Source organism: Mucilaginibacter sp. HD30, from assembly GCF_054061755.1.
The window spans coordinates 3,788,322-3,805,285 of sequence record NZ_JBSSEO010000001.1 but is presented as its reverse complement, the minus strand read 5'-3'; the positions used below and the strand labels follow the sequence as shown (position 1 = coordinate 3,805,285).

Sequence of the window (16,964 nt, the reverse complement as noted above, 5' to 3'; positions counted from 1 at the left end):
TCAACCATGAATAACAAACTTGAAATATTGCCCTACGACTTGCAAGAATACCTGGATATGCACTGTGAGCCGGAGCCCGAGGTATTGAAATATATCAATCGGGAAACGCATTTAAAAGTGTTAAAGCCAAACATGCTTACCGGGCACTACCAGGGCCGGGTGCTGAGTATGATGAGCAAAATGATACGGCCGCGCAGAATTTTGGAGATCGGCACATTTACAGGCTATGCCACCATTTGTCTGGCAGAAGGCTTAACAGAAGACGGCGTGATCCACACCATTGAGGCCAATTTGGAAATGGAGGAAATGCTTAACAAACATTTTTCGCTAACAGATGTTGGTAAAAAAATTAAGCTCCATTTTGGCCCCGCAGCGCAGGTTATAAGCATAATTGACGAGAAAGTTTACGATTTAGTGTTTATTGATGCGGATAAAAAGAATAATTTTCTTTACTTTGAATTAATATTTGACAAAGTCAGATCTGGAGGACTAATAATAATTGATAATGTGTTGTGGAAGGGGAAGGTTTATGGCGTTGAAAATGACGCTGATACCCAAAGCTTTCGCCAACTAAATGATCAGATAGCCGCCGACCCGAGAGTTGAAAAACTGATACTCCCGGTGCGTGATGGGCTGCTGGTCATCCAAAAAAAGTAAATTATGAAGAAAACCTTACTGATTGCCACATTGGTCATCTGTAGTTTTGCAGCAACCGCGCAAGCACAAAAAAACACCTCACAATCTTATATTGAACAATTCAAAGATAATGCCATAAGCATTATGCGCGAAACAGGCATCCCGGCAAGCATAATTTTAGGCATTGCTATGCACGAGTCTGGAAACGGAAACAGTTCTGTAGCTAAAAATCTAAACAATCAGTTTGGTTTTAAGGGCAACGGAGGCTCCGTTTACTACAAAAACAACAAGAAAGTACGCTCATCCTACAAAAAATACGATTCTATCTTAGAATCATTCACCGATTTTGCCCGTGTTATCACACAGCGCCGCGATCGGGGAGCCATATCAGCTGAGCTTACCGAAACCCAGTATGAGAAATGGGTTAAAGGTATACAGCGCAGTGGCTACGCCAGCAGTAAAAAATGGAGTGCACAAGTTTTAGCTATCATCAGAAAGTATGAGCTTAACGCGCTTGACAAAGAATCTGCAAAAACAGCAGCGGCACCCCAGCAACTGGCGCAAAACGAAGCTGGCACAACAACCGAGAAAAAATAATATTATTAGCCGCAATGGTATTTAAACGGCGCGTTGTTCATCATTCCATTTTTTTATTATCAGTAAGTTTTTTAGCCGCTTGTGCGGCGCATAAAAGTGTTATTTCTAATAACCAGGCCCGCAAAAACAATAATGCTATTGAGCGCGCTAATAAAGAGGCCATTGGTAACTATGTGCCCTTCACCGTAACATCATACATAGAGAGATTTAAAAAGATAGCCGTTAAAGAGATGGATCTGTATGGCATACCGGCAAGTATCACGCTTGCGCAGGGGCTTTTTGAATCGGGCAATGGCAACAGCGATCTGGCCAAAATTGCCAACAATCATTTCGGAATTAAATGTACTACAGACTGGAGCGGAAAAAGTTACTATAAGAACGATGACCGCGACAACGATTGCTTCAGGGTTTACAACAACCCCGAAGACTCCTACCGCGACCACTCGGAGTTTTTAAAGCGCAAGCGTTACGCCCCCCTTTTTGAGCTGGATAAGAACGATTACCGGGGCTGGGCCAACGGCCTTAAACAGGCAGGCTACGCCACCAACCCTAAATACCCTGAGCTGCTTATAGGGGTTATTGAGCGCTACCATCTTGACCAATATGATAAACCCGAGGGCGAGATACAAAAGATAAAACGCGAGGACAGGGTTTTGGCCGACATAAATAAGAACATCGGCATAGAAAATAAAGATTCGCTTATTCAAAATACTCCTACCGAAAAGTTACATACCGTTGTAGCCGGCGATACACTATATAACATTTCAAAACGTTTTGGCTTTAGTGTGGATGAACTGAAGGCCTTGAATAATATGCCCGATAATAACATAAAACTGGGTCAAAAACTGGTTGTTGTTAAATAGATCCCTGTTAATTATTGTTAAAATGTGTAATCAAAACTAAACAAACGTTTAGCTTTGGCTTTGTAATGAGATGGCTGTTATTGCTTATTGTATTTAGTATCGCATACCTGGAAAGCTTTGCCCAACAAAAGTTTACCGAGGGGCTGGTTTTTGATGCAGTTACAAAAGATCGTATTGCCGTAGTTAGTATTACCAATTTGCGCACCGGCAAAAACATGTATAATAGCCTGAACGGCGTATTTAAAGTTGAGTCTGAACCCGGCGACCTGTTGGTTTTTAGCAAGACAGATTATTTTAATGACACCGTGCGCGTATCAAACGATTTGGCAAAGGTGGTCTATTTAAACCGTACAGGTATAACCCTTAAGGAAGTTAACATTTACGACCAATCGTTGTCGCCCAAATCAATTATGTCAAAAAACCGGTCGCAGTACAGCAAGGCCTATGGTTCTTTGGCCAACAAGGATCTGCTGAGTTTTAGTGGCGGCAGCGTAGGTTTAAGTATTGACGCACTTTACAATATGTTTAGCCGCGAAGGGCGCAATGCTAAACACCTGCGCGAGGTTTTGGAGGTTGATTTCAAACAAAACACCATTGATTTCCGCTTCAATAAAGCGTTTGTTGGCCGCATAACTAATTTGCGGGGCACGCAATTGGATGATTTTATGCGAAAATACCGGCCCGGGTATTATTTTATTACCTCTGCCAGCGAGTATGAGCTGATAGCATCCATACGAGCCAATTTAAAACGATATCAACGCAATCCATTGGCATTTGAAGTGCCGCCGCTTACGCCTATCCAGTAAAAGCAAAATCCTATTTGCCTTTAAGGTAGGTAAAACGCAAAAAAAAACCTTTATTTGTGCGTGATGCCAGGAAAACTATTCCACTTAATTTTTTGTGGATGCATGCTGTTATTTACGGCTGCTTCTGCGCAAAATCCAGCTCCTGCCAGGAGCGATAGCAGCATAATTGATACAGCCCTGTTAAACCGCTACCGTGTATTGCCACGCCGTAATGCAATTCCGGTAAGAACACGGCTCCCGCAGATAAGGCCCGTATTTATCCCTGTTAATATGCCCGATTACGAACTTAATTATTGGCGCAAGTCAATAACCGTAGGTGTAAATTTCAGTCAATCGGCATTTACAAGCAATTACAGCGCGGGTGGCGTAAGTGCAATAGCGCTTAACTCCAACTTTATATATCGTACAGAATATAAAAAGGACCCATTTAACTACACGGCCGACATCAATTTTTTATACGGCATCTCAAAAAACAAGGGGCAGGGTTCGCGCAAAACAAACGACCGTATTTTTATAGACAATAAAATAGCCACTAAACTATCAGAGCATTGGTTCTTTTTTGGGGCGCTAAGCTTCGAGTCGCAGTTTGACAGGGGATACCAATACACCAACTCCGCAGGGCAGGTATTGGCCAAGCCTTTACTGCTGTCTAATTTTATGGCCCCTGGGTATTTTACCGAATCAATAGGTTTTGAGTTTAAGCCCACAAAATGGTTCTCCATGCGTTTTGGTACCGGTACCGCGCGGCAAACATTTGTTTTAGATACTACCATTTATCGTAATAACCCCGCCAATTATGGTGTGCCTATTGGTAAAACCTTTAAAAACGACTTGGCTTTTCAGATAGTTTCACAGCTGGATAAAGATATTTTTACAAACGTTCACCTTAATGCCAGGTATGCGTTATTTATCCCCTACGAAAAAAGAATAGATTTTATAACTCATCGTGTTGATGCGCTTTTAACAGCCAAGATCAATAAATTGATGAGCCTTACCATCAATGGCACCTTTTTGTATGATAAAACCACATCTGAACAAGTGCAGGGTACAGAGGGCATGGCGCTGGGTATAATTTACCGCTTTCCGTAAAATCCGCAGGACAAATACCTGATTTTTTCTTTTGTGTTAAATTTTTTTCTCGTGGAATGAAACTTGCACCATTCATTGAAAAATCTAGTTATGAAAAAGATAGGAATTTTAACGGCAACAGCAATTTGTGCATTAGCCTTGTCTACGGCGTCGGCACAAAGCAGAAGAAGCGATACCACAACTACTCGTGGTAGCAGAACAGGTACCACTACGGAACAGAGAAGATCCGGATCAAACAGCTCAGGTAACGGGTCCACCACAAATGGAGCGCGAGATAACCGGCGAAACGGTACCATAAATAACGGCCAGTCTACTCCCACCAGTGGTTCTCAATCCGGTAGCGGATCAAACAATAACGGAACACGCCCTGGCAGCAGCTCAACCGGCAGCGGATCGAACAACAGCGGCAGCAATTCAAGCGGTAATGGCTCAATGAATAGCGGTAGCGGTTCAAACGGCAATGGTTCAAGTACCAATGGCAGCGGCTCTAATGGATCTGGCTCAAGTACTAATGGCAACGGTTCGGGTTCAAATAGCACTGGTACAAGCGGAGCCGGTTCAAGTGGCAACACCACGCCACCAAAAAGGTAGTGAACAACAATTTATGTAAAGGGCCGAAGAGGCCCTTTATTATTTAATATATGCGCAAAAAAAGATAGTACGCTTTAATTACCGGTCAAAATAATAAATTTGCCGAATAAAATTTAAAGCATAACAATGTTTGAAAATCTTTCGGATAAGCTGGACAGAGCCTTTAAGGTACTTAAAGGCCAGGGAACTATTACAGAAATAAACGTGGCCGAGACCATGAAGGAGATACGCAAAGCCCTTCTGGATGCCGACGTAAACTATAAAACAGCCAAAGCCTTTACAGACGATGTAAAGCAAAAAGCCTTGGGCAATAACGTACTTACCGCTATTTCGCCGGGGCAGTTGCTCACCAAAATAATGAACGATGAGCTGGCCGGGCTAATGGGTGGGACCACCGCCGAGCTTGACCTGAAAGCATCGCCAACGGTTATTTTAATTGCGGGACTGAACGGTGCAGGTAAAACAACCTTTACCGGTAAACTGGCCAACTATTTAAAAACGCAAAAAAACAAGAAGCCGCTTTTGGTGGCCGATGATATTTATCGCCCCGCAGCTATTGACCAGCTTGAAGTTTTAGCCGGACAGATAGGCGCAGCAGTTTATGCCAATCGCGATAGCAAAGACCCCATCGCGATAGCTAAAGAGGGCGTTGCTTACGCTAAACAGCATGGTTATAATGTAGTGATTATAGATACCGCCGGTCGTTTGTCTATAGACGAGGCGCTGATGGTGGAGATAGAACAGGTTAAAGCCGCTGTAAACCCGCAGGAAATACTGTTTGTGGTTGACTCCATGACCGGTCAGGATGCTGTGAATACCGCTAAGGTATTTAACGACAGACTTGATTTTACCGGCGTTGTACTTACCAAATTAGATGGCGATACCCGCGGAGGAGCTGCCCTGTCGATTAAATCGGTTGTAAATAAACCCATTAAGTTTATTGGTACCGGCGAGAAGATGGATGCGATTGACGTTTTCCACCCGGACAGGATGGCTTCGCGTATTTTGGGCATGGGCGACGTTGTATCGTTAGTAGAACGCGCACAGCAGCAATTTGACGAGAAGGAAGCTGCCGAACTACAGAAGAAGATCCGCAAAAACAAATTTGACTTTAACGATTTTTACAGCCAGATACAGCAGATCAAAAAAATGGGTAACATGAAAGATCTGATGGGCATGATACCCGGCGTAGGCAAAATGATGAAGGATGTGGAGATTGGCGATGATGCCTTTAAAAACGTAGAGGCCATCATTCAATCAATGACCCCGCAAGAAAAAGCTAACCCCGATACCATTAACCAAAGCCGCCGTAACCGCATAGCAAACGGTTCTGGAACCAAGCTTGAAGAGGTTAACCGCCTGATAAAGCAATTTGAAGATATGCGCAAGGTTATGAAGCAAATGAGCAATCCTGCTGCTATGGCCAGCATGATGAAAAGGATGCCGAAGATGTAATTATCAGATAATTATAAGTTCCAGGTCTGGTATAGTTTTGAAACCTTTATCAGAAGTAATTAATGGTATTTGAAGGTATTTTGATGTTGCTGCGATTATAGCATCGGGCGTTTTAATTTTTATACTTTGTCTGAGCTCTATCGCAATCTTACGAACTTCCGTTGTAAGATCAAAAAGAATGCAGTCATCAAGTAACGCCCGTAGTTCATCTTTTTCTGACGACGAAATCGAGTGCCATCCAAGCAACTCCACTTCAGAAATTACGGAAATTATAACAGTACTAAAAAAGGCTCTACTTTATCGTGCCCCTCATGAACAGCTATTAAAAAATTAGTATCAGCAACAAATCTAAGCCCACTCATCCCTTACCTGTTTTTGGTATCCTAACCCGTCTAAACCCCGTTTTAATTTCCCAAAATGTTTTCTAAGCGTTTTTTTATTGCCTTCTTTTGAAAGCTGCTCAACAGCCTGCTGCACTTTTTCTTTTGTTACCGGATCTTTTATTTCGATCGTCATAATAACAAATATAACAAATTACTTTTGCCATAAAGGCAAGGCATTCGGGAAAGTTTGTATCTTGATGTTTCAATAACTCGGCGTAAATTAAATGGGAAAAAGCACCTTAAATCTCGTTTTATTATTAATAATTATTTACAACACAGCATCTGCCCAAGTCCCCGGCTCTGCCATTGATGTGCAACACTACACCTTCAACATCAACCTTAACGACAACGATAATAACATCAACTGCAAGGCAGATGTAACGCTTAAGTTCACAAAAAACGCCACCTCTTTTAACCTCGATCTGGTAAGAAAGAACAACACCGGCAAGGGCATGCTGGTAAGCTCGGTAACAGAAAACGGAAAAGCTTTAAGCTTTACCCAAAGCGCGGATAAGCTCACTATCAATTCAACAAGCGCAGCAGGCAGCACACATACTTACAGTATTACCTACAGCGGTGTTCCTGCTGATGGGTTAATCATATCTACCAATAAATATGGTAAGCGTACTTTTTTTGGCGATAACTGGCCAAACAGGGCGCATAACTGGCTGGTTAGTGTGGATCACCCGGCAGACAAGGCATCGGTTGATTTTGTGGTATTGGCGCCGGCCCATTATAATGTTATTGCCAATGGCTTGAAGGTAAGCGAAACCACTCTCCCTCAAAACAAAAAACAAACGCACTGGCGCGAAACGGCGCAGCTTTCCACCAAAATTATGGTAATAGGTGCGGCGGATTTTGCTATTCAGCATGTTGCGGATGTAAGTGGTATACCCGTTTACAGTTACCTTTTTCCGCAGGATTCTGTCAGGGGATTTAAAAGCTATGCTTACGCCAAGGAGATCCTGTCATTTTTTATCAATAGAATTGGTCCATTTGCTTACAAAAAGCTGGCTAATGTGCAATCAAAAACCATATTTGGCGGCATGGAAAACGCCGGGGCGATTTTCTATTTTGAGAATTCGCCAGGTGATAAGGGGATAGAATCATTAATGGCGCACGAAATTGCCCACCAGTGGTTTGGCGACGCTGCCAGCGAGAAAAACTTTTATAACCTATGGCTAAGCGAGGGCTTCGCTACGTATTTAACCCACTACTACCTGGAAAATAAATACGGTGTCGACACATTAAAAAAGCGCCTTATTGCCGACCGTACCAAGGTCATCTCGTTTGAAAAAAGCCGGTTAACCCCGGTTGTAGATTCGTCGGTAAAAGAGAACTACATGCCACTGCTTAACGCCAACAGTTACGAAAAAAGCAGTTGGGTGCTCCACATGCTGCGTCGCAAGCTGGGCGATGATGTTTTCTGGAAAGGCATTCGCCAATATTTTACAAAATACAACGGCAGCAATGCCAATACGGACGATTTCCGCAAGGTAATGGAACTGGTCAGTAGGAAAGATCTTAGCGTGTTTTTTAAGCAATGGTTGAAAATGGCAGGGCATCCGGTACTGAAAGTGTCTTTTGATACATCAACCGAGAAAGGAAAAATAGTGGTTAAGGTTGAGCAGCAGCAGGCGTTTTTATATGACATGCCCTTAGAATATGTGGTAAACAAACAGGCCTTTACCGTTAATTTAAAAGGCAGGCTTACCACTTTTAAAGTGCAGCTACCCATTAACGATATAGTATTTGATCCGAATATAAACAGCCTGGCAGAAATTAACATAACAGACACGGCCTATCGCCAAAAGAAATAGAGCTTAGCTTGATGTTATAATTGGTTCACTAAAATGTCTATCTTTCGCTGTAAATAAACTTTATTACACGTGTTAGTTAAAACCTTTGGCAGCGCCGTTTACGGCATCGAAGCCATCACCATAACAGTTGAGGTAAATATTGCAGCGGGCACCAAATACTTTATAGTTGGCCTGCCGGATATTGCCGTTAAAGAAAGCTACTTCCGCATAGAATCAGCGTTAAAAAACTGCGGGTTCCGCATGCCACGGCAGCAGGTGGTGGTCAACATGGCCCCGGCCGATATTAAAAAGGAGGGTTCATCATACGATCTTACCATTGCTACGGCCGTGCTTGCTGCTTCTGGCCAGGTAGAGGCGGAAGAACTGGATAAGTACCTTATAATGGGCGAGCTATCCTTAGACGGCGGTCTTCAACCCATTAAAGGCGCATTGCCTATCGCCATACAGGCCCGCAAAGATGGCTTTAAAGGATTTATCCTGCCCAAACAAAACGCCCGCGAGGCAGCAATAGTCAGTAACCTCGAAGTATATGGCGTTGAAAGCATCCGCGAAGTAGCAGGCTTTTTTAACGGCGAGGTGCAGTTAACGCCAGAAGTAGTAAACACCCGCGAGGAATTCTATAACAGCCTTTGCAATTACGACAGCGACTTTAGCGAAGTTAAAGGCCAGGAAAACATTAAACGCGCTTTAGAAATTGCCGCTGCAGGCGGCCACAATGTGATATTGATCGGTCCGCCGGGGGCTGGTAAAACTATGCTGGCCCGCCGGCTGCCATCTATACTGCCGCCTTTAAGTTTGCACGAAGCCCTGGAGACCACCAAGATCCATTCTGTAGCAGGCAAACTGGCCGCGGCAGATGCATTGGTGACCATAAGGCCATTTCGGTCGCCACACCATACCATAAGCGATGTTGCCCTTGTTGGCGGTGGCGGCAACCCCCAGCCCGGCGAGATCTCGCTGGCGCATAACGGCGTTTTGTTTTTAGATGAGCTGCCGGAATTTAAGCGGTCGGCATTGGAAGTAATGCGCCAGCCACTGGAAGAACGGAGGGTAACTATATCCCGTGCTAAGTTTACGGTTGATTACCCCAGCAGCTTTATGTTGGTGGCAAGTATGAACCCATGTGGTGGCGTGAAATATCCTTCGCATTTAAGGAATTGATTGGCGCGTACGCAAGCGTGATGGTTATGTCTTCCCTGTTGATTTCTATCCGCTTGGTGATGGTTTCTACCGTCAGTCGCTGCTGGTCGAACGGCATGTCGGCCCACCGATCATATAGTGCCTTGGTTTCCTGAATCACGGTGTCGGTGGAATACAGCTGAACGGAAAGGAAGTCGATTTCCGCTTCAAGCTCTGGCATGCTTCCATCCAGTTGCGTTATTCGCTCTTCCAGCGGCCTGTACTGCTCCGCGAACTGCGCCTTGTTAAGCTCGCCGTCGGTGCGCATGGCAACGAGTTCGGTAATGCGCTTTGCCAGCTTTTGCCGGTCCTTCTGAAGCGTCGCGAGCAGCGCGGTCTTTTCCTGCAACTGCTCGTTAAACCTAGCAATGTACTGGGCGCTGTCAAACGAGTTGAGGTACTCCTTGAGGTATTCCTGGTAGATGCCGTCCATGTCCTCTACTGAGATCCTGACGTTGCAGGCCTTGCATGCGTATTTCTTGGAATGGTGGTGGATCAGCATCTTATTACCGCAGGAGCAGTGAACGAAACCGGTAAGTAGATAAACGGCCTTTGGGCCTGTATTGGTGCGCTTTTTCGTTTGAGTGTCCAGAATCTGGTTGCAGCTGGTCCACACCTCTTCCGACACGACGGCTTTACAGGGCATGGTTATCCATTCCTCCTGCGGCTTTACCTGCCATTGGCCGTTCTTGCTTACGCTCTTGGTGTAGTTGGCTATGCGCACGCCCTTGGCGGTTGTGTCGCGCAGCAGGCGCAGGACGGTGGTCGCGGTGAACTTGGAGCCGTTGCGCGTGCGAAGCCCCCGGTTGTTCAGTTCCTGCGCGACGCGATGCTGGCGCTGGTGCTCGAGAAACAGCTCGTATATGAGCCTTCGGATCGTGCCTTCCTTCTCGTCTATGACGAAATCGTGCCCGACCCACTTGTATCCGTATACGGACTGCCCGCCCAGGGACTTGCCGAGCTTTGCCCTGATTGGAACGGAGGCGGAAACGCGTTCCGCTATCTCCTGGCGTTCCCAATCTGCCATCGCGGCGATCATGGTATAGAACAGGCGGCCCGCCGAACTGCTGGTGTCGATGCTTTCTGAAAGCGATATCAGGTCCGCGTTGCTCGCCCTGAACAACTCGGAGAACTCCAGCAGCTCGCGGGTGTTACGGGCAAGCCTTGCAAGCTTCGAGAACACCAGGGCGGTTATGTGCCCGCGCTTTATGTCCGCAAGCATCCTTTTGGTTTCGGGGTGCGCCATGACCGTCTTTCCGCTTACCGCCTCGAGGCGGTACACTTCGGCGACGTCCCACTCCTTGTGTTCGGCGTACAGGCGCGCCCGCTTTTCGTGGTGCTCGGGACTCTCTTCCCGAACCTGCATATCGGTACTTACGCGTATCCATATGCCGACTTGCTTTTTCTCTGGCATTGGTTCAAGTTTTTTGTTGTGAAAGGAATAGTTTACCATAAAGATACCGAATGTTTGGCAATCGCGACACCCGTGCAAAACGGTCCCGAAGGACTATTTTTGCGAATGTATGTATGCTACCGCCACGGCCTCGAACAGCCTCACGTAGTAGCCCTTCTTGCTGGCAAGCTCCGTTGTATGCTCGTGGCAGAGTTCGGGAAACCGCTCCGCGACGAATGCCATTAGGTCCGGCTTGTTGGAGACTGACGGGATGTGCCTCTTGATATGCTCCATGTCCTTGTATTCGACCATGCAGCCGTGGTAGCGGAGCGCGTCCTTCAGGTGGGAGAGAACTGCGCCCAGCGTCTTCGTGATATGAGTAGAGGGCGGCATCTTAATCACCACGGTGACAACCCCGAACTGCCTGACATAATGCAGAACGGACTTTGCCTGGCTGTCTGGCCTGGACGCATTGAGCGTTCCGTATTCCGCCAGCTCGCCGCCCACGATTACGGCTATGCCGCTGCTGCGGCTGCCGACGCTAATACCGAGAACCGCCACTTCTCCGGTAGTTCTTCATCCTGTTAACGAAAATGGCCGCGCGGGACCTGTACACCTCGCTGTCCGGAACCGAGCAGGCAACCTCCAGCGAGTGGCGTAGCACGTCGTGCGAGAACTCCTTCGTGAAGTTGAGGAACTGCGTGAGCGCTCCAGGGTCCTGGAGCCTGTCCGCGATCTCGTGGGCAAGCTGGATTTCTTCCTGGGTATACGCGTTTTGGGAGTAGTCTCCGATGTGTTTCATGTTTGTTTTTGTTGACCGTTCGGTCGGTCGATTTTTTTTATAATGTTCGATTGAACGTTCGGTATTTATACCGATAGTGCAAGCAAGTCCCGTCCTATGGGACACCGCAAAAACGCCATGTCCTTTACGGGCACTACTCTCCGGCAAACAGGCGAAGCTCAAGCGCTTTGAGCTCGTCGCGGTATTGCGTGAAAAGTTCGGGGTACAGCTCGTTGGCGTAGGTCCGGTATATGACGCAGAGCCTGATAAGGTTTGCTGCGCCCGGCATCGCCAATCCCTTTTCCCATTCGTATATCGGGCGGGTATCGTAGAGCCCAAGCAGGGTCGCCACCTGGCGCTGCCTGTACCGCATCCGCTTGCGGTGCACTTTCAATCTATTTGGAATGGGCCGAAATCCTTGTTCCACAATCATACGATAGCGTTAACGCCAGTATATCGTAAGGGTGTTAAAAAGGTTTTAAAGGACTAACTAGCAGCAAAATCTAAAATTTTTTCAACAAGAAAGTCTTATGGACGGCACTACGCTAAACGTCAAGTTTATAAGCTATATTGCAAGATAACCAAACCCAAAGCAAAATTATGTTTGATGAAATCAAAGATTTCTTTAAAGGCGTTATAGAACGTTTTTCCAGCCCCCTCTTAGGGTCATTTGTGGTTGCCTGGCTTTTAATAAATTACGAGATTCCTGTAACGTTAATTTTTTACAAGCAAGAAGACCTTCTTCGGTATGGTTACCTTTCTTATATAGATGTAATTTGGAGTCACAGCTCTTGGTATAATTTTTTTTGGAAGCCTTTGCTGCCAACGTCTATTTACGTTTTCGTATTTCCATGGATTAAAGCTGGCATTGCAATTTTTGACGCTTGGACTAAAAAATATCAAAGCATTTGGGTGCAAAATGTTGCTCAGGGCCAAGTAGTAGAAATATCTAAATTTATGGAGTTGCGTGATGAGTGGAAAAAGGAAAGGGAGCGATTGGAAAAATTGTATAAGGAAGAAACCGCTAACATGAATGAAATTGCGAGATTAAATGGTGATCTTGATGAAGAAAGGACTAAAAATCAGACACTTATATCTTACCAAGAAAGATTACTTAAGCCTTTTAGCGACACCTTTTTTAATGGCTCTTGGGTGCTTTCATTCACAACAGGTGACGACGGCTTTTTATGCGATGTGGTAATTATGTCTAATACATGGTCTATCACTCGTCGCGAAGTTGAAAATTCGACTGTAAAACTGAGAGTAATAAGTAGATCGATATCTCTATTGCCTGAACAAAGGATAATTCTCTTTTTTGATGGTAACCAGGCAATTAGAGGCAGTAACTCTACCGTGCTTTCTAAATTCATCTCGTTCAATACGTCTGATTTTCAAGCAAACCTCGAATTTAATGGAAGTACAGACGGAGCCGTAGTTACATTAAGCAGGTAAAAGCCAATCAGATGACGGCATCTTTTAACCTAGTGGATTGCAATATTTCTTAGTTACTTGCTTCGTAACTTTATCGGGTTTGCTATTCTCCTAAATCTACTTCACTATCCGAAACCGCCGATTTAGGGCGTGATATTTCGTGGAGCTTGAGCAAATCGCCGCGCACAAGGCTCCAAAACTCCCTTGTTTTCAAGGGCGAAACGCCGGAGGGTGGCAAATTAGTCCCCGAGGCGGTGTTTTTTCCTCGTTCCTCTAAGTCCGCCTTAGTTCCGAAGGACGTTTTTGTGGGGCTATGCAGGAAAAACGTTGCAAATTATAACTCGTTTGGAAAAATCAACTTCCTGTTTGCAGGAAGTCGGGTTCTCGCTTTTAATCCGTTTTCGAACCCTTTTGGAAAAAGTACGCGCCCAGTATCATTTTTGCCAGCGCGTCGATTAGTTCCGCCTACGTCATCTCTTCCTGCTCCTTCCCGAAGCGGCGAAAGAACTCGCTTGTTTCGGCCTCGATATCCCGCTTCGGCGCGGACTGCTTCCTCGGCTTCCTCCGATATCCGTTGACCGGCTTTTCCAGCGGCACCCGGTAGAGCTTGGACAAGGTAAGCAGATGTTTGGAAGAGGGAACGGCCTGCCCGTTTTCCCACGCGGAAAGCCTGCTCGGGCTCGAGTGCCGGAGCGCGTCCAGCACTTCCTGCTGGGTGAGTTTTCTCTTAACGCGGTACTTGCGGAGGCTGTTGTCATTTTTCATATGCTGCTTATTTAATTAAATTAATAAGCAGCATGTTACCCCAAAAGACAGGCATGCTTTGTCAGCAGTCCTCCCGAATGTCCGAAACGGCCGGCTTGGGGCGGGATATCTCGCGGAGCTTGAGCAGGTCGCCGCGCACGAGGCTCCAAAACTCTTTGTTTTCAATGGCGAAATGCCGCAGGGTGGCGAACCGGTCCCGCAGACGGTGTTTTTCCTCGTTTCACTAAGTCCGCTTTAGAATTATTTTAGCTTTTTTAATTTCCGTACTACTGGGCTCCGCCACCAGCGGAAGGCAAGGTGCCGCTCCGTACAGGCTTTCGGGAAATAACCGAGCCCTGCGTCGGTATGGCAGGAACAGAAAACGAAATGGTATCATAGATTGGCTGCTTGCCGCTAACAGTAATTGTATAAGTACCGCCGCCGGACCACCCCTTGCCTTGATAGTTATATAATACCCAATAACTACCCTTCTTAAGCCCCTCAAAAAAGCACCGTCCTCGGCTGTCAGTCCTGTCAAAAACCCGCAGGCTGCTATCCGACCTGTTCTGAACTGTAACCTCTGCATCGCCACTAGCTGGTTTATTGTTAACGTAGAAGTGAAGATAGAGGTCCTGGGTCTGGCTGGACTGGAAGTGTTCGTAGGCTCCCCAGAGAGTTATTATCGGAAGTAGTATGCCGCATGCGATGAGATATATTCCCTCGAGCTTCTTCATTGCATTTTTTTATCTAATATAAAATAAAAAGCCCCAAAAGGGACTTTTTCTTACTTTTTCATTCGGTAGTATATCGCGGCATTCAAAAGGAACATGAGTGCGCATCCCGCGTGTACGATCCTTAGAGCCGTGTCGCACCCTTCACAGAATGCAGCGGCTGAAATGTTATAGGCGAAGCAGGCGAGATTGACTGCTAACAGCATATTTAGCCAAGGCGATTTTTTTGTGGAACTCATTTTACGTTGATTGGTTAGCCGGACACTCCAGGGATGCCTCGGGTTCCCGGCTAACCAATCAACGTTTTGTACATAATACACCTTTTATAGTATTTGTCAATAGTCATCTTCATTCAACAGCTATGTTCCAGTTCGAGCAGCAGGCTCAATAACGTCAAGGGGTGCGTGTTCGCGCTGCACGAGGGCACCAACACCATAGGCAATTCTAAAGATCGCTCCGTCACCACGAGGACGGCCTCAAGTGGATGCGGGACCACATCGGCCGGCACGTGTCGGCGCTGGCAGAGGAGACGGGCATCGAAACTGCGATGCGCGACAACACATTCCTTACGACAGAGGAGGCGGTGGCCTTCGGGCTGACGGGTGCCGTAGTTAAGTCGCTTCCTGTAGAAATGGTTTTCCGCGACTAGGCCTCTTCGGGACCCTCGCCTTTGGAGGCGTTGCGATTTCTCCTGGAAATTGAGCTCAATCTTACCAGATCAAATAACCTCTATCAGTCTCGAGGAACTCGGCAACCTAGTAGAGGGAATGCACGAGACTATCCTGTCTCTGGCAAGGTCAAACCAAATCGCGGCCAGGAGGGAGCTGTTTTTTATATATTATCCGGTTTAAATTTACCAAATCTTCGCGCACAAGGCCCCAAAACTCCTTTGTTTCCAACGGCGAAATACCGGAGGGTGGCGAATCGGTTCCGAAGGCGGTGTTTTTTCCTCGTTCCTCTAAGTCCGCTTTAGGGAACTTGTTCTCGTCAATTAGCTGTTTTAGCTTGAAAAGACTACATACTTTAGCGGTTCGAAATTTATGTCCGTCAAAAACAACACCCATAGGAAAATCGAACACCTGCACCTGCTTCTGAACTTGTATAGGGCTCTTTTGCCACAGCAGGTCAGGACTTTTTAGCAGCTTGGCAGCAAGTCTCAAAAGCTCTGGAAGATTTGCCTTCTCCTCCGTTGAGGTCCTTGCTAGCCGCTTCAAGTCGTCCAATTCGGCCTCTAAAGGCTGCACCCTTTCCGTAAAGACGGCCAGACCAATGCGTTCCTGCGAGTGGAGCCTAATAAGGAGATCGATTTGGCGGTTCACCTCTTCAATCCGGTTTTGAACCTTTTCTTTAATACCCCCTTGACAGGCAGAATGCACGTCAAAGTGCCTTGAAAGGGAGGCCTTCATTATGTTTAGATGTTGCGTGTCAAACGCATATTGTCCAAGGAAGTCCATAAACTTTTGCTCCAGAACCTCCTTTCGGATTGTCGTCCCGGGCGCGGAAAACGAATAAAAGGGGTATTTTTTACGCCTGCCCTTCGCCCAGTAACCAGTGAGCTGTTTGCCGTGCTCGTCCGTGACGAAGCGCCGAAGCGGAAAGTCAGGATTGTCCCTGACGTAGTGCTTAACCTTGTTCATCCTGCCACTCAGGGCTAGCTGTACGTCGTCGAACAAATCTTCCGGCACAATCGGGTCAAACTTGCCTTTTACCGTCTGCCTGAACTTCTTTATCGTGCCCTTGTATACCGGATTGCGAATGAGCCTGAAAAAGTTGCTCTTGGTGACCGGCTTGCCATAGTTTGTCACGAGTCCTTTCTGGAGTATCTTAAGGCGAATAGCTTCCGTCGAGTGCGTGCGCTGTGATATCAGCTCGAACACCTCCCTTACCAGCGGCGCCCGTTCATTCTGGACTATCGTCGATTGCCCGTTCACTTTCGCGTTGCTGTATCCTGTCGGCGCGCGCCACACGTAACGTCCCTCCAGCATCGCCTCCTCCATCCCGCCTACGCAGCGCTCAGCGCGCACGTCGTTGTCGAACTGACCGACGTTCGCGATGATGTTTTCCATGAATCTCCCAGCGGGAGTGTCCTCGAAGAACTCGGTGACGGACTTTATCTCCACGCCGCATTTCTTCAGCCGCACCTTAATGGTGTTGTAGTCGATGAGGTTGCGGCTGATGCGGTCAACCTTGTATGCTATCATCGCGTGGACTCCCCCCTTGTCTTTCGAACAAAAGTCCATTAGCCGTTGCAGTTCTTTTCTTTTCGCCGTTTTTGCGCTCTTGCCGCTCTCGACGTATACCTCGGCAATCTCGTAGCCTTCTTTTGCGGCATATTCGCGGCACAGCCGCTCCTGCGACACAAGGCTGTTGCCCTCGTCTGCCTGCTCCCGACTTGAAACTCGGCAATAGATGACCGCTCTCCTCTGCGACCTATTAGGTATTTCGTTTTCCATGAAAATATATCT

General features: G+C 46.7%; 18 protein-coding genes and 1 pseudogene. 10 read left to right on the top strand and 9 right to left on the bottom strand.

Going from position 1 to position 16,964, the window contains the following annotated elements; translation table 11 throughout:
- Positions 1-6: 6 nt before the first annotated feature.
- The 7 genes from ACVW2L_RS18005 to ffh all read left to right on the top strand — a co-directional run bounded on the left by ACVW2L_RS18005 (position 7) and on the right by ffh (position 6,037).
- The gene (locus ACVW2L_RS18005; protein WP_457129340.1) at positions 7-657 is read left to right on the top strand and encodes an O-methyltransferase; all 651 of its coding nucleotides are present in this window, start codon (positions 7-9) and stop codon (positions 655-657) included.
- 3 nt (positions 658-660) lie between these two features.
- A complete protein-coding gene (locus tag ACVW2L_RS18000; RefSeq protein WP_457129339.1) occupies positions 661-1,233 on the top strand; it encodes a glucosaminidase domain-containing protein in 573 nt (190 codons plus the stop codon).
- A gap of 14 nt (positions 1,234-1,247) precedes the next feature.
- Entirely contained in the window at positions 1,248-2,096 is an 849-nt protein-coding gene (locus tag ACVW2L_RS17995; protein WP_457129338.1) for a glucosaminidase domain-containing protein, read from the top strand.
- Between the two features lie 65 nt (positions 2,097-2,161).
- Complete coding sequence (locus ACVW2L_RS17990) at positions 2,162-2,902, top strand: hypothetical protein (protein ID WP_457129337.1); 741 nt, start codon at positions 2,162-2,164, stop codon at positions 2,900-2,902.
- Positions 2,903-3,004: 102 nt separating this feature from the next.
- A complete protein-coding gene (locus ACVW2L_RS17985; protein ID WP_457129336.1) occupies positions 3,005-3,991 on the top strand; it encodes a DUF3078 domain-containing protein in 987 nt (328 codons plus the stop codon).
- Positions 3,992-4,081: 90 nt separating this feature from the next.
- Positions 4,082-4,582, top strand: coding sequence for a hypothetical protein (locus ACVW2L_RS17980; RefSeq protein ID WP_457129335.1), 501 nt, complete (start codon positions 4,082-4,084; stop codon positions 4,580-4,582).
- Between the two features lie 126 nt (positions 4,583-4,708).
- Positions 4,709-6,037 carry a signal recognition particle protein gene (ffh, locus tag ACVW2L_RS17975; protein WP_457129334.1) on the top strand — a complete coding sequence of 443 codons (1,329 nt, stop codon included), beginning with the start codon at positions 4,709-4,711 and terminating at the stop codon, positions 6,035-6,037.
- A gap of 3 nt (positions 6,038-6,040) precedes the next feature.
- Here the strand turns inward: ffh and ACVW2L_RS17970 are convergent, their stop codons facing one another.
- Entirely contained in the window at positions 6,041-6,307 is a 267-nt protein-coding gene (locus ACVW2L_RS17970; protein ID WP_457130213.1) for a PIN domain-containing protein, read from the bottom strand.
- 78 nt (positions 6,308-6,385) lie between these two features.
- Entirely contained in the window at positions 6,386-6,553 is a 168-nt protein-coding gene (locus tag ACVW2L_RS17965; RefSeq protein ID WP_457129333.1) for a hypothetical protein, read from the bottom strand.
- A 91-nt stretch (positions 6,554-6,644) separates the two neighbouring features.
- Here ACVW2L_RS17965 and ACVW2L_RS17960 point away from each other — a divergent pair, with 91 nt between their 5' ends.
- Together ACVW2L_RS17960 and ACVW2L_RS17955 are read left to right on the top strand one after the other, a co-directional pair.
- Positions 6,645-8,240 (top strand): M1 family metallopeptidase, encoded by a 1,596-nt coding sequence (locus ACVW2L_RS17960; RefSeq protein WP_457129332.1) that lies wholly within the window; start codon positions 6,645-6,647, stop codon positions 8,238-8,240.
- 69 nt (positions 8,241-8,309) lie between these two features.
- Positions 8,310-9,365: pseudogene (locus tag ACVW2L_RS17955) on the top strand (YifB family Mg chelatase-like AAA ATPase); the annotation flags it as partial.
- Here the strand turns inward: ACVW2L_RS17955 and ACVW2L_RS17950 are convergent.
- The 4 genes from ACVW2L_RS17950 to ACVW2L_RS17935 all read right to left on the bottom strand — a co-directional run bounded on the left by ACVW2L_RS17950 (position 9,337) and on the right by ACVW2L_RS17935 (position 12,020).
- The gene (locus ACVW2L_RS17950; protein ID WP_457129331.1) at positions 9,337-10,833 is read right to left on the bottom strand and encodes a recombinase family protein; all 1,497 of its coding nucleotides are present in this window, start codon (positions 10,831-10,833) and stop codon (positions 9,337-9,339) included. The pseudogene ACVW2L_RS17955 and the gene ACVW2L_RS17950 overlap by 29 nt on opposite strands.
- Before the next feature lie 93 nt (positions 10,834-10,926).
- Positions 10,927-11,373, bottom strand: coding sequence for a hypothetical protein (locus ACVW2L_RS17945; protein WP_457129330.1), 447 nt, complete (start codon positions 11,371-11,373; stop codon positions 10,927-10,929).
- Positions 11,354-11,614, bottom strand: coding sequence for a hypothetical protein (locus ACVW2L_RS17940; protein ID WP_457129329.1), 261 nt, complete (start codon positions 11,612-11,614; stop codon positions 11,354-11,356). Before ACVW2L_RS17940 ends, ACVW2L_RS17945 begins: the two co-directional genes overlap by 20 nt.
- Positions 11,615-11,747: 133 nt before the next feature.
- Entirely contained in the window at positions 11,748-12,020 is a 273-nt protein-coding gene (locus ACVW2L_RS17935) for a helix-turn-helix domain-containing protein (protein WP_457129328.1), read from the bottom strand.
- 173 nt (positions 12,021-12,193) lie between these two features.
- Here ACVW2L_RS17935 and ACVW2L_RS17930 point away from each other — a divergent pair, with 173 nt between their 5' ends.
- Positions 12,194-13,045 carry a hypothetical protein gene (locus tag ACVW2L_RS17930; protein WP_457129327.1) on the top strand — a complete coding sequence of 284 codons (852 nt, stop codon included), beginning with the start codon at positions 12,194-12,196 and terminating at the stop codon, positions 13,043-13,045.
- Between the two features lie 444 nt (positions 13,046-13,489).
- Here ACVW2L_RS17930 and ACVW2L_RS17925 read toward each other — a convergent pair whose 3' ends face one another.
- From ACVW2L_RS17925 to ACVW2L_RS17915, 3 genes are all read right to left on the bottom strand, one after another.
- Positions 13,490-13,789 carry a helix-turn-helix domain-containing protein gene (locus ACVW2L_RS17925; protein WP_457129326.1) on the bottom strand — a complete coding sequence of 100 codons (300 nt, stop codon included), beginning with the start codon at positions 13,787-13,789 and terminating at the stop codon, positions 13,490-13,492.
- 266 nt (positions 13,790-14,055) lie between these two features.
- Positions 14,056-14,502, bottom strand: coding sequence for a hypothetical protein (locus ACVW2L_RS17920; RefSeq protein WP_457129325.1), 447 nt, complete (start codon positions 14,500-14,502; stop codon positions 14,056-14,058).
- A gap of 794 nt (positions 14,503-15,296) precedes the next feature.
- Positions 15,297-16,952, bottom strand: coding sequence for a recombinase family protein (locus ACVW2L_RS17915; protein ID WP_457129324.1), 1,656 nt, complete (start codon positions 16,950-16,952; stop codon positions 15,297-15,299).
- Positions 16,953-16,964 lie beyond the last annotated feature (12 nt).

Coding starts and splice junctions, on each gene's coding strand:
- ACVW2L_RS17920 (WP_457129325.1), bottom strand. CDS start 14,502: ATGAAGAAGCTCGAGGGAATATATCTCATCGCATGCGGCATACTACTT.
- ACVW2L_RS17985 (WP_457129336.1), top strand. CDS start 3,005: ATGCTGTTATTTACGGCTGCTTCTGCGCAAAATCCAGCTCCTGCCAGG.
- ACVW2L_RS17990 (WP_457129337.1), top strand. CDS start 2,162: ATGAGATGGCTGTTATTGCTTATTGTATTTAGTATCGCATACCTGGAA.
- ACVW2L_RS17925 (WP_457129326.1), bottom strand. CDS start 13,789: ATGAAAAATGACAACAGCCTCCGCAAGTACCGCGTTAAGAGAAAACTC.
- ACVW2L_RS17995 (WP_457129338.1), top strand. CDS start 1,248: ATGGTATTTAAACGGCGCGTTGTTCATCATTCCATTTTTTTATTATCA.
- ACVW2L_RS17950 (WP_457129331.1), bottom strand. CDS start 10,833: ATGCCAGAGAAAAAGCAAGTCGGCATATGGATACGCGTAAGTACCGAT.
- ACVW2L_RS18005 (WP_457129340.1), top strand. CDS start 7: ATGAATAACAAACTTGAAATATTGCCCTACGACTTGCAAGAATACCTG.
- ACVW2L_RS18000 (WP_457129339.1), top strand. CDS start 661: ATGAAGAAAACCTTACTGATTGCCACATTGGTCATCTGTAGTTTTGCA.
- ACVW2L_RS17915 (WP_457129324.1), bottom strand. CDS start 16,952: ATGGAAAACGAAATACCTAATAGGTCGCAGAGGAGAGCGGTCATCTAT.
- ACVW2L_RS17965 (WP_457129333.1), bottom strand. CDS start 6,553: ATGACGATCGAAATAAAAGATCCGGTAACAAAAGAAAAAGTGCAGCAG.
- ACVW2L_RS17980 (WP_457129335.1), top strand. CDS start 4,082: ATGAAAAAGATAGGAATTTTAACGGCAACAGCAATTTGTGCATTAGCC.
- ACVW2L_RS17960 (WP_457129332.1), top strand. CDS start 6,645: ATGGGAAAAAGCACCTTAAATCTCGTTTTATTATTAATAATTATTTAC.
- ACVW2L_RS17940 (WP_457129329.1), bottom strand. CDS start 11,614: ATGAAACACATCGGAGACTACTCCCAAAACGCGTATACCCAGGAAGAA.
- ffh (WP_457129334.1), top strand. CDS start 4,709: ATGTTTGAAAATCTTTCGGATAAGCTGGACAGAGCCTTTAAGGTACTT.
- ACVW2L_RS17930 (WP_457129327.1), top strand. CDS start 12,194: ATGTTTGATGAAATCAAAGATTTCTTTAAAGGCGTTATAGAACGTTTT.